This window comes from Denitromonas iodatirespirans (genome assembly GCF_018524365.1).
In the GTDB taxonomy this organism is placed as follows: Bacteria; Pseudomonadota; Gammaproteobacteria; order Burkholderiales; family Rhodocyclaceae; genus Nitrogeniibacter; species Nitrogeniibacter iodatirespirans.
In genome coordinates, this window is the sequence record NZ_JAEKFT010000002.1 from 201,485 (window position 1) to 213,068 (window position 11,584).

General features: G+C 67.5%; 13 protein-coding genes. 12 read left to right on the forward strand and 1 reads right to left on the reverse strand.

The genetic code is table 11. The annotated features are described in order from the left end of the window. Nucleotides 1–9: 9 nt before the first annotated feature. From gshA to metW, 11 genes are all read left to right on the forward strand, one after another. Nucleotides 10–1,308, forward strand: a complete 1,299-nt coding sequence (gene gshA / locus I8J34_RS02575) for a glutamate--cysteine ligase (RefSeq protein WP_214359807.1) — start codon at nucleotides 10–12, stop codon at nucleotides 1,306–1,308. After that, nucleotides 1,305–1,562: a hypothetical protein gene (locus tag I8J34_RS02580; protein WP_214359808.1), complete on the forward strand. Its 258-nt coding sequence runs from the start codon at nucleotides 1,305–1,307 to the stop codon at nucleotides 1,560–1,562. Before gshA ends, I8J34_RS02580 begins: the two co-directional genes overlap by 4 nt. Next, entirely contained in the window at nucleotides 1,562–2,500 is a 939-nt protein-coding gene (gshB, locus tag I8J34_RS02585) for a glutathione synthase (protein WP_214359880.1), read from the forward strand. The genes I8J34_RS02580 and gshB overlap by 1 nt, the downstream gene beginning before the upstream one ends. An 84-nt stretch (nucleotides 2,501–2,584) precedes the next feature. Continuing rightward, entirely contained in the window at nucleotides 2,585–3,679 is a 1,095-nt protein-coding gene (locus I8J34_RS02590) for a YjgN family protein (RefSeq protein ID WP_214359809.1), read from the forward strand. Nucleotides 3,680–3,681: 2 nt separating this feature from the next. After that, on the forward strand, nucleotides 3,682–4,707 hold the full coding sequence (locus I8J34_RS02595) for a M48 family metallopeptidase (protein WP_214359810.1): 1,026 nt from the start codon (nucleotides 3,682–3,684) through the stop codon (nucleotides 4,705–4,707). Between the two features lie 52 nt (nucleotides 4,708–4,759). Continuing rightward, nucleotides 4,760–5,788, forward strand: coding sequence for an FAD:protein FMN transferase (locus I8J34_RS02600; RefSeq protein ID WP_214359811.1), 1,029 nt, complete (start codon nucleotides 4,760–4,762; stop codon nucleotides 5,786–5,788). A gap of 61 nt (nucleotides 5,789–5,849) precedes the next feature. Then, on the forward strand, nucleotides 5,850–6,263 hold the full coding sequence (locus I8J34_RS02605) for a PTS sugar transporter subunit IIA (protein ID WP_214359812.1): 414 nt from the start codon (nucleotides 5,850–5,852) through the stop codon (nucleotides 6,261–6,263). 4 nt (nucleotides 6,264–6,267) lie between these two features. Then, nucleotides 6,268–6,537, forward strand: coding sequence for an HPr family phosphocarrier protein (locus I8J34_RS02610; protein WP_214359813.1), 270 nt, complete (start codon nucleotides 6,268–6,270; stop codon nucleotides 6,535–6,537). A 78-nt stretch (nucleotides 6,538–6,615) separates the two neighbouring features. Next, on the forward strand, nucleotides 6,616–8,349 hold the full coding sequence (gene ptsP, locus I8J34_RS02615) for a phosphoenolpyruvate--protein phosphotransferase (RefSeq protein WP_214359814.1): 1,734 nt from the start codon (nucleotides 6,616–6,618) through the stop codon (nucleotides 8,347–8,349). 161 nt (nucleotides 8,350–8,510) lie between these two features. Continuing rightward, nucleotides 8,511–9,650 carry a homoserine O-succinyltransferase MetX gene (metX, locus tag I8J34_RS02620; protein WP_214359815.1) on the forward strand — a complete coding sequence of 380 codons (1,140 nt, stop codon included), beginning with the start codon at nucleotides 8,511–8,513 and terminating at the stop codon, nucleotides 9,648–9,650. Beyond that, nucleotides 9,643–10,233, forward strand: a complete 591-nt coding sequence (gene metW, locus I8J34_RS02625) for a methionine biosynthesis protein MetW (protein WP_214359816.1) — start codon at nucleotides 9,643–9,645, stop codon at nucleotides 10,231–10,233. Before metX ends, metW begins: the two co-directional genes overlap by 8 nt. 228 nt (nucleotides 10,234–10,461) lie before the next feature. Here the strand turns inward: metW and I8J34_RS02630 are convergent, their stop codons facing one another. Then, nucleotides 10,462–10,779 (reverse strand): hypothetical protein, encoded by a 318-nt coding sequence (locus I8J34_RS02630; protein WP_214359817.1) that lies wholly within the window; start codon nucleotides 10,777–10,779, stop codon nucleotides 10,462–10,464. A 185-nt stretch (nucleotides 10,780–10,964) separates the two neighbouring features. On the opposite strand from I8J34_RS02630, the gene thrH reads away from it, so the two are divergent. After that, entirely contained in the window at nucleotides 10,965–11,579 is a 615-nt protein-coding gene (gene thrH, locus I8J34_RS02635; RefSeq protein WP_214359881.1) for a bifunctional phosphoserine phosphatase/homoserine phosphotransferase ThrH, read from the forward strand. Nucleotides 11,580–11,584: the final 5 nt, after the last annotated feature.

Genomic DNA, 11,584 nt, shown 5'->3' on the forward strand with positions numbered 1-11,584 from the left:
TAGAACAGTATGGTCCCTCATCTGACCACCGCCCTCACCGGCCCGCTGCTGGAACTGGAGCGGCAGTTTCTCGACAACCAGACCAAGATCGAACAGTGGTTCCGCAGCCAGTGGCTGGAGACCACGCCGCTGTTCTATGGCTCGACCGACCTGCGCAATTCCGGCTTCAAGCTGGCGCCGGTGGATCTGAACCTGTTTCCCGGCGGCTTCAACAACCTCAACGACGTGTTCCTGCCGCTGTGCGTGCAGGCGGCGCAGGCAGCCATCGAGCGCATCTGCCCGGATGCGCGCAACGTGCTCTTGATCCCCGAGAACCACACCCGCAACCAGTTCTACCTGCAGAACGTGGCCAAGCTGGTGAGCATCCTGCGCCTCACCGGGCTCAACGTGCGCATCGGCTCCCTGCTGCCCGAGATCACCGAGCCGACCGTGCTTGAGCTGGCCAACGGCGCCACGCTCACGCTGGAGCCGCTCGAGCGGCGCGGCACCCGCCTCGGCGTGAAGAACTTCGACCCCTGCGCGGTGCTGCTCAACAACGATCTGTCGGCCGGTATCCCGGCCCCCTTGCAGGGGCTGGAGGGCCAGTGGCTGATCCCGCCGCTGCATGCCGGCTGGCACACCCGCCGCAAGTCCAACCATGCGCGTGCCTACGACCGCGTGGCCAAGGACTTCGCCGCGCACATCGGCATCGACGCGTGGCGCATCAACCCCGAGTTCGGCGTGTGCGGCCAGATCGACTTCAAGGAGCGCACCGGCGAGGAATGCCTGGCCGCTCAGGTCGATTCGCTGCTGACACGCATCCGCAGCAAATACCAGGAATACGGCGTCACCGACGAGCCCTTCGTGGTGGTCAAGGCCGACGCCGGCACCTACGGCATGGGCATCATGATGGTCAAGGATGCGGCCGAGGTGAAAGGCCTCAACCGCAAGCAGCGCAACAAGATGAGTGTCATCAAGGAAGGCCTGCAGGTGCACGAGGTGATCATCCAGGAAGGCGTGCACACCTTCGAGACCGTGGATGACGCCGTCGCCGAACCGGTGGTGTACATGATGGATCACTACGTGGTGGGCGGCTTCTACCGGGTGCACACCGAGCGCGGCCGCAACGAAAACCTGAATGCGCCGGGCGCCCACTTCAAGCCGCTGGCCTTCGAGACCTGCTGCACCCTGCCCGACACCCGGCAGGGGCCGGACGCGCCGCCCAACCGCTTCTACGCCTATGGCGTGGTGGCGCGACTGGCGCTGCTGGCGGCGGCGGTCGAGATCGAGGAAACCGCCCCGGCGGTGCTGGAAGTCGCCGCGGCATGAGGCGTGTCCCGGCACCGGTCGCCGGCCTGATCGCCGCGATCGGCGGGGCGGTGACCGGGGTGGTGCTGCTGATCGGCGTGCTGTCGATCACCTCGGCCACCACCGAGCAGCACATGCTCTCGGTGGCCAGCGCCATCGTGGTGTTGCCGGTCGGGCTGATCATCCTGGCCGCCAGTGTGTATGTGGCGCGGCGGGTGTATCACACCGTCCGCCCGCCGCTTTTCGAAGACCCCCCCGACGACGGAAACGCATGATGCGCCTGGCCTTCATCCTCGACCCCATCGAACACCTCAAAGCCTACAAGGATTCGAGCGTCGCCATGATGCGCGCCGCCGCGGCGCGCGGGCACCAGGTGTTCAGCATCCAGCGGCCCGACCTGTCCTGGCGCGAAGACCGGGTGATGGCGCGCGCGCAGCACCTCACGCCGACTGCCGACAACGCCGCCTGGTATGTGCCGGGCGAGGTCACCACCGTGGCGCTGACCGAGTTCGACGCCGTGCTGATGCGCCAGGACCCGCCCTTCGACTTCGAATACCTCACCGCCACCTGGCTGCTCGAACGCGCGGTGCAGGCCGGCGCGCGGGTGTACAACGATCCGCGCGCGGTGCGCGACCACTCCGAAAAGCTGGCCATCACCGAGTTCGCCGAATTCACCGCGCCGACCTGGGTCGCGCGCGATGCCGGCGATCTCAACGCCTTCATTGATGAAATGGGCGACACCATCCTCAAGCCGCTCGACGGCATGGGCGGGGCCGGCATCTTCCGCGTGCGCGCCGACGACCCCAACCGCAACGCCATCATCGAGACGCTCACCGAGCTGGGCCGCCACACCATCATGGCGCAGCGCTACCTGCCGCAGATCGCCGAGGGCGACAAGCGCGTGCTGATCATCGGCGGCGAGGTGGTGCCCTACAGCCTGGCGCGCATCCCCAAGGCCGGCGAGACACGCGGCAACCTGGCTGCCGGCGGGCGCGGCGTGGCCATGCCGCTGACCGAGCGCGAGCGCGAGATCGCCGAGGCGCTGGCACCGACGCTGTGGGCGCGCGGGCTGCTGATCGTCGGCCTCGACGTGATCGGTGGCCACCTCACCGAAGTGAACGTCACCAGCCCCACCTGCATGGTCGAGATCCACGACCAGCAAGGCTTCGACGTCGCCACCCGGGTCATCGAGACGCTCGAAGCGGCCGCCTGAGCGCCGGTGTGACATGCTGGGCTGTGCCGGGCCCGGCGTGCATGCTACTGTCACGTCTCCCTTGTTCGAAATGATGCGATAAGCATGAATGCACCCGCGACCCTACCGGCCTTCGCCTCGCCGGCCGACAACCCCGACGAGCTACGCCTCGAGTTCAGCGGCAGCGGCGGCGCCTACTTCAAGATCTGGATCGTCAACCTGCTGCTGAGCATTCTCACCCTGGGCATCTACTCGGCCTGGGCCAAGGTGCGGCGCGAGCGCTACTTCCTCGGCAACACCCTGCTCGACGGCTCGGCCTTCGACTACCATGCCGACCCGGTCAAGATCCTCAAGGGCCGCCTGCTGGTGATGGCGGCCATCGTGGTGGCCAACATCGCCGTCGAGTTCAACCCGCTGCTCAACCTCGTGGTGATGCTGGTCTTCGCCGTGCTGCTGCCGTGGATGATCTCGCGCGCGCTGCGCTTTCGCGCCCACAACACCAGTTGGCGCGGCCTGCGCTTCGGTTTCGACGGCCTCGCCTGGGGCGCCGCCAAGGCCTGGGTGCTGTGGCCGATCGCCGGCGTGCTCACCGCCGGGCTGTTGTTGCCCGTGGCCCTGGCCAAGCAACGGCGCTACCTGATGAACCACCTGCGCTTCGGTCAGGCGCCGTTCGAGATCGACCTGCCAGTCGGCGCGGTGTATCGCGTCTTCGGCCGGGTGCTGCTGCTGTCGATTGCGGTGTTCGGGCTGCTCGGCCTGGTCGCCGCGCTGCTGATCGGCTCGGTCGATTTCTTCGCTGCGAGCGGGCTTGACCCGTCCTCCCGCGGCGCCGCCATCGGCCTGACGATCTTCACCGCGGTGGTGGTGTTCTACCTCGGCCTGGCGCTGATCGCGCCCTATGTCAGTGCCCACCTGTCCAACCTCACCTTCAACCACAGCAACCTGGGCGAGCACGGCTTTCTCGCCGATCTGGCGCCCGGGCGCTATGTGTTCATCGTACTCACCAACTGGCTGCTGACCGCGTTGACGCTCGGTCTCTACCGCCCCTTCGCGGCGGTGCGCCTGTGGCGCTACCGGGTCGAGCACCTGGCCGTGTTGCCGGCTGCGCCGCTCGACGACTTCGTCGCCGCACAGGAAGAAGAGGCGCGTGTCATCGGCGAAGAGGCGGCCGACTTGCTCGATGTCGACCTGGGCTTCTGAACATGGCCCAGATCGATGCTCGCCTCTTCGACGGCCAGTCCAGCCGGCCGCACGCGGTGCGCCTGTGCGCCGTGGCCGGCGGCATCGATCTGTTGTTCGAGGACGGCAGCGGCCGGCGCGAGCGCCTCGCCCCGGCGGCGCTGACCTGGCATGAGCCGCTCGGGCACGCCACGCGCCGGGTCGACCTGCCCGGCGGGCGCCATTGCGAGCTGGCCTGCGGCCCGGCGCTGAGCGATTTCCTGCGCGCACTCAACCACCGCGAGCGGAGCATCACCCATTGGCAAGGCAGCGGCCTGCGCGTGCTGGTGGCCATCGTGCTGATCCTGGCGGTCGGCGCGGCCGGCTACCGCTGGGGTTTGCCGCTGCTGGCACGGGGCGTGGCCCATGCCCTGCCGACGGCGGCGGTGCAAACCCTCGACGCGCAGCTGCTCAAGACCCTCGACGACGGCGGCCTGCTCGAACCCACGGCGCTGGCACCGGCGCGTATCGCCGCGCTGAACGCCGAAGTTGCTCCGCTGCTGGCCGCGCGCCGCAGTACCGACCCGGTGCGCCTGCATTTTCGCCAGGCGCCGGCTTTCGGCGCCAATGCCTTCGCGCTGCCCGGCGGCGACATCGTCGTCACCGACGCGCTGGTGGCGCTGGCGCCCAGCGATGCCCATGTGGCCGCGGTGGTGGCGCACGAGCTGGGCCATGTGGCGCATCGCCACGGGCTGCGCAATCTGATCCAGGCCTCGGTGCTGGCCGCGGTGATCGGGGTATGGACCGGCGATGTCAGCTCGCTGGCGACCGTTGGCGCGACGATGGTCGCCAGCGCCGCTTATTCGCGCGATTTCGAACGCGAGGCCGATGCCTGGGGCGCCGATCTGCTGCACCGCAGCGGCCGCTCGCCGGCCCTGCTCGCCGACATGCTCGAACGCCTCGAGCAGGCACACCGGCCGGGCGGGAGAGGTGGCGGCCTGAGCGACTATCTGTCCAGCCATCCGGCCACCGCCGAGCGCATCGAGCGCCTGAACCGCCCGACACAGTGAGCGGTAGCGCCGGTACAATCGCCGGCTTGTTCGCCAACTGCATGGCCCGACGATGTTCCTGAGGATTCTCCTGCTCTGCCTGGCCGTGGCGCTGACCGGCTGCAGCCGCAGCAGCGTGCACCAGCAAGAAGCCTTCGTTTTCGGCACCCGGGTCGAAGTGCTGGTGTGGGGGAACGACGACGCGGCCGCGCAGCATGCGATGGGCGCCGTGCTGCGCGAGTTCGACCGCCTGCACACCGCCTACCACGCCTGGTCGCCGTCCGAGCTGACCGCCCTGAATGCGGCGCTGGCGAACGGCGAGCGCGCCCCGGTGTCGGCCGAGCTGGCCACGATGCTGGCTGACGCCCAGCGGCTGGCGGCGATCGGCGACCAGTTGTTCAACCCGGCGCTGGGCAAGCTGGTGGCCTTGTGGGGCTTTCACAGCGACCAGTTCAGCCCGCAGCAACCGGCGCCGACGGCCCTCCGCGCGCTGGTGGACAGCGCGCCCAGCATGGCCGACCTGCACATCGACGGCGGCGAGGTGTGGAGCGACAACCCCGATGTGCAGCTGGATCTGGGCGGTTATGCCAAGGGCTACGCGCTCGACCGCGCGGCGGCGATCCTGCGTGCCGAAGGCATCGAGAACGCGCTGATCAACATCGGCGGCAATGTGATGGCGCTGGGGCGCAAGGGCGACCACCCCTGGCAGGTCGGCATCCAGCATCCACGCGCGCCGCAGCCGATCGCCGTGCTGGCGCTCTACGACGGCGAGGCGATCGGCACCTCGGGCGACTACCAGCGTTACTTCGAACTCGACGGCCGGCGCTTTTCCCACCTGATCGACCCGCGCACCGGCGAGCCGGCCTCTGGCACCCAGGCGGTGACGGTGCTGGTGCCGCCGCGCGTAGGCGCCGGGGTGCTGTCCGACGTGGCCAGCAAGCCGGTCTTCCTGGCCGGCGATGGCTGGCGCGAAATGGCGCAGCGCTACGGGGTGGAGATGGCGCTGCGGGTCGATGCCGACGGGCGCATCGCGGTGACCCGCGACTTGCGCGCCCGCATGAAGCCGCTCGGCGGCATCGAGATCGACCGGGTGGTGGACTGAGCCCTGCCCGCCATGCTCGGGGCTCGGCTACAATGGCCTGTCCCCCGGCCGTGGGTTGCACATGATCGGATTGCTCCTCATCACGCACGCGAATCTTGGTGACGCCATGATCCAGTGCGCCTGTCATGTGCTCAACCGGCAGCCGCCGCTGCTGCTGCAGATCGGCGTGACGGCGCAGGACGACCCGCGCGACCTGTTGCCGGTGGCGCAGGAGATGCTCCAGCAGCTGGACCAGGGCGAGGGCGTGTTGATCCTCACCGACCTGTACGGCGCCACGCCGGCCAACCTGACCCTGTCGCTGCTGCGCCCGGGGCATGTCGAGGCCGTCGCCGGGGTCAATCTGCCGATGCTGCTGCGCGTCTTGAACTATCGGGAGTACCCGCTCGATGTCGTGGTCAAGCGGGCCGTGGCCGGCGCCTGCGACGGTGTGCTCCAGATGAAACCGATCCGGCCCGAGAACACAGAGAAAAGATAACGCGATGCCCCGAACCGATGTCGAAATCATTAACCGGCTGGGCCTGCACGCCCGTGCCTCGGCCAAGCTGACGCAGACCGCCAGCAGTTTCCCCTGCGAGGTATCGCTGGAACGCAACGGCCGCCGCGTCAACGCCAAAAGCATCATGGGCGTGATGATGCTGGCGGCCGCCCGCGGCGCGACCATCACCATCGACACCGAGGGCGAGCAGGCCGACGAGGCCATGCAGGCGCTGCTCGATCTGATCAAGGACCGCTTCGGCGAAGACGAATAACACGATGCGGCGGCCCATGCGCGGGCTGCCGGTCGAACGGGCGCAAGGGCCCACGGTGGCCCGCCCGAAAGGGGGAGTATGCCTTTTACCCTGCACGGCCTCGCGGTGTCCCAGGGCATCGCCATCGGCCATGTCCATCTGGTTTCCCACGCCCTGCTGGAGGTCAACCACTACCAGGTGCCGCCGCGCCGGCAGGCCGCCGAAGTGGCGCGTCTGGATGCGGCCGTCGACACGGTGCGCAGCGAACTGGGTGAGCTGAAAGCCACCGCCGATCAGCAGCAGGGGCATGGCGAGGTCGGCGCGCTGGTCGATCTGCACCTGATGTTTCTCGACGATCCGATGCTGATCGACGCGGCCCGTGCGTTGATCGAGGCGCGGCGCTGCAACGCCGAATGGGCGTTGGTGCAGCAGATGGAGCTGCTGATCGAACAGTTCGACCAGATCGAGGATGCCTATCTGCGCGAGCGCAAGGCCGACGTGATCCAGGTGGTCGAGCGGGTGGTCAAGGTGCTGCTCGGCCATCCCGGGCGCCTGCCCAAGCGGCGCAAGAGCGATCTGGGCACCATCGTGGTGGCACACGACCTGTCGCCGGCCGACACCATCGGCTTTCGCGACCATGACATCGCCGGCTTCGTCACCGATGTGGGCGGGCCCACCAGCCACACCGCCATCGTCGCCCGCAGCCAGGCCATTCCGGCCGTGGTGGCGCTGCACAACGTGCGCCATCTGGTGCACGACAACGAGCTGATCATCATCGACGGCACGCGCGGCGTGGTGATCATCGAGCCCGACGAGCACATCGTCGAGGAGTACACGCTGCGCCAGTCCGAGCTGGCGCTGGCGCAATCGCGGCTGCAGCGCCTCAAGGACACCCGCGCCACCACGCTCGACGGCGAGGAGGTCAAGCTGCTGGCCAACATCGAGCTGCCCAAGGACGCCATTGCTGCGAGGGCGGTGGGGGCCGACGGCATCGGCCTGTTCCGCACCGAGTTCCTGTTTCTCAGCCGCGACGGCCTGCCCGACGAGGACGAGCAGTTCGAGGCCTATCGCCGGGTGCTCAAGAAGATGGACGATGCGCCGGTGACCATCCGCACCCTCGATGTCGGCGCCGACAAGGCACTCGACAGCATCGGCAAGCGTAGCACCGAGGCCAACCCGGCGCTGGGCATGCGCGCGATCCGCTACTCGCTGTCCGAGCCCAAGGTCTTCCTCACCCAGTTGCGCGCGCTGCTGCGCGCCTCGCACTACGGCAAGCTCAAGATCCTGCTGCCGATGCTGGCCCATGCCCACGAAATGGACCACGCGCTGGCGCTCATCGCCCAGGCCAAGGCGCAGCTGACCGAGCGCAAGCAGAAGTTCGATCCGCGTGTCGAGGTCGGCGGCATGGTCGAGGTGCCGGCGGCGGCGCTGGCGCTGGGCATGTTCGTGCGCCGGCTGCAGTTCCTGTCGATCGGCACCAATGACCTGATCCAGTACACCCTGGCCATCGACCGCACCGACGAGGCGGTGGCGCACCTCTATGACCCGCTCCATCCGGCGGTGCTCAAGCTGATCGCCGGCACCATCCAGACCGGCGTGCGCTACGGCCTGCCGGTGTCGGTGTGCGGCGAGATGGCCGGCGACACGGCCTACACCCGGCTGCTGCTGGGCATGGGGCTGCGCCAGTTCTCGATGCAGTCGACCCAGATGCTCAGCGTCAAGCAGGAAATCCTGCGCGCCGACCTGGTGGATCTGGCCCCCAAGGTGCAGCGCATCCTCAAGATGGACGAGCAGGAGCGGGTGCACGAAGCGGTCGAGCGTCTGTACGGCTGACATGACCCGATGGTTTGACTTTTGCCGGACGGGACGCTAACTTTCGGGCTCATAGCGCCGATTTGACAATCAGCTTGCGGGCGCTCAATAAGTTCGGCTAAAGCGAGGGCAACCCGGTTTGCGCCTCACGGCCGACCGGGTTTTTTGCTTTCGGGATCACCATGACGCAGCCTCAATCCGTCGGTGTCGTCACACCGCGCACCCAGCGCTTCACCGAGCCGCTGCCGCTCAAGAGCGGCGGTTGTCTCGACGAATACGAACTGGTCTATGAAACCTATGGCACGCTCAATGCCGACCGCTCCAACGCGGTGCTGGTGTGCCATGCCCTGTCCGGCTCCCATCATGTGGCCGGCTACTATGCCGATGCGCCGGAGCGGGCCGGCTGGTGGGACAACCTGGTCGGCCCCGGCAAGCCGCTCGACACGCGCAAGTTCTTCGTCATCGGCGTCAACAACCTGGGTGGCTGCTACGGCAGCACCGGCCCGACTTCGATCAACCCGGCCACCGGCCAGCCCTGGGGCGCGGCTTTTCCCTTCGTGACGGTGGAAGACTGGGTCACCTCGCAGGCGCGCCTCGCCGATGCGCTGGGCATCAAACGCTTCGCCGCGGTGGTCGGCGGCTCGCTCGGTGGCATGCAGGCGCTGTCGTGGACGCTGCAGTACCCGGACCGCGTGGCGCATGCCGCGGTGATCGCCGCCGCGCCGCGACTGTCGGCCGAGAACATCGCCTTCAACGAGGTGGCGCGCCAGGCGATTCTCACCGATCCGGAATTTCATGGCGGCGACTACATCGCCCATGGCGTGGTGCCCGAGCGCGGCCTGCGTCTGGCGCGCATGGTCGGACACATCACCTATCTGTCGGACGACGCCATGGCCGAGAAATTCGGCCGCAGCCTGCGCCACGGCAAGCAGGTGTTCAGCTACGACGCCGAGTTCGAGATCGAGTCCTACCTGCGCTACCAGGGCAAGAAGTTCGCCGGCTACTTCGACGCCAACACCTATCTGCTGACCACCAAGGCGCTCGACTACTTCGACCCCGCCTTCGAGCATGGCGGCAACCTGCCCGCGGCGCTGTCGCGGGCGCAGGCAAATTTCCTGGTGGTGTCTTTCTCCACCGACTGGCGCTTCCCGCCCGAGCGCAGCCACGAGATCGTCGAGGCGCTGCTGCACAACCGGCGCAACGTCAGCTATGCCGAGATCGACTCGGCTGCCGGCCACGACTCCTTCCTGCTCAGCGACGCCATCTACCACGGCGTGCTGTCGGCCTATTTCGACCGCATCGAGGTGAGCGGCCATGACTGAACTGCGCTACGACTTCCAGGCCATCGCCGAATGGATCGGCGAGGGCGAGACGGTGCTCGACCTGGGCTGCGGCGACGGCAGCCTGCTGCGCCATCTGCAGGACACCCGCGGCGTGCTGGGCTATGGCGTGGAGGCCGATCCGGAGAATGTGCGCGCCTGCATCCGCAACGGCATCAACGTGCTGCAGATCGACCTCGAACGCGGCCTGGCCGGCTTCGAAGACGGCTTCTTCGACCATGTGGTGATGAGCTTCTCGCTGCAGGCCATCCACAACACCGTCGGCATCCTCACCGAGATGCTGCGGGTCGGCCACGAGGCGGTGGTGAGCTTCCCCAACTTCGCCTACTGGCGCCACCGCCAGGCGATTCTCAACGGCCACATGCCGGTCTCCGAGAACCTGCCCTACCAGTGGTACAACACGCCCAACGTGCGCTTCTTCACCATCGCCGATTTCGAGAGCCTGTGCGAGATGAACGGCATCGTGATCCGCGATGCGATCGGTTTCGACGAGGGCGAGCGGGTCAAGGAAGAGCCCAACTTCCTGGCCAGCGTCGGGCTGTTCCGGCTCGGTCGCGACCACTGAGCGCCTGAGCGTCTTTCGTTCATGCCCGCTCGTCCCCCCAGAGACGCCCTGCTCGTCGTTGCAAATGCTCGCCATCGCCCGAGCTATGGCTGTGCTTTGCGCCTGGATCAGGCCGTCTCTGGGGCGCCGCTCGGGCTCGCCCGTAAAACGCTCAGGCTCTGAGGCCGGCGACGGCCACAATAAAAAGGCCCGCGCATCGCGCGGGCCTTTTGCTTCTGGCGGACGGGTTCAGCCGACGGCGAAGGCCTTGACGTCCACCTTCATCACCGGGCGGCCCAGCGCCACGGCGGTGGCCGCGGCAAACCGCTTGGCCCAGTCGCCGCCTTGTTTGAAGCGGGCCTCGCCGCCGTACTTGGCCACGTTGAGGATCATGTCCAGCACCAGCACCTTGCCCATCGGGTTGCTCGGCGTGCACTCCAGGTCTTCGAACTCCTGCGCGAACCAGGCGCGCGCGGCGCTCTTGTCCATCCCCTCCAGATCGGAGTCATGGACGACGAATTCGTACTCCTGCGACGGGCCGAACGAGACGAGCACTTGCTGTGACATGGCGGTTCTCCTCTGAGTGTTTTGTTCTAGGTTGTCTGCATTGTGGCCGCTCGCCCCGGCCGGATCAAGCGACCGTACGATGCCGTATGCCGACGACCCGGTCGGGGCGGGGAAAAACACCACACTTGGCGCAGGGTCGGCCTGCTAAAATGCGCCGGTTCCCGACCAACGACAAGGGTTTGACCGTGCAGATCGTCTGTCTTGACCTCGAAGGTGTGCTGATTCCCGAAATCTGGGTCGAGTTCGCCGCCCGTACCGGTATCGATGCCCTGCGTCGCACCACTCGCGACGAGCCGGACTACGACGTGTTGATGCGCTACCGGCTCGATATCCTGCGCGAGCACAAGCTCGGGTTGCCCGACATCCAGGCGGTGATCGCCGACATGGGGCCGCTGCCCGGCGCCGAGGCCTTCCTCGACGCGCTGCGCGACCGCTTCCAGGTGGTGATCCTGTCCGATACCTTCTACGAATTCGCCAAGCCGATGATGGACCAGCTCGGCCGGCCGACGTTGTTCTGCCATCGGCTCGAAGCCGACGTCAGCGGCTTCCTGGTGAACTACCACCTGCGCATGCCCAACCAGAAGCAGGAGGCGGTGCGCCGCTTCAAGGAACTGAACTTCAAGACCATCGCCGCCGGTGACTCGTACAACGACACCACCATGCTCGGCGAGGCCGACGCCGGCATCCTGTTCTGCCCGCCGGACAACGTGATCCGCGAGTTCCCGCAGTACCCGGTGGTGCGTGACTATGATGCGCTGATGCGCGAGATCCTCGACGCCAGCGCGCGCATCGGCAGCTGATCCGC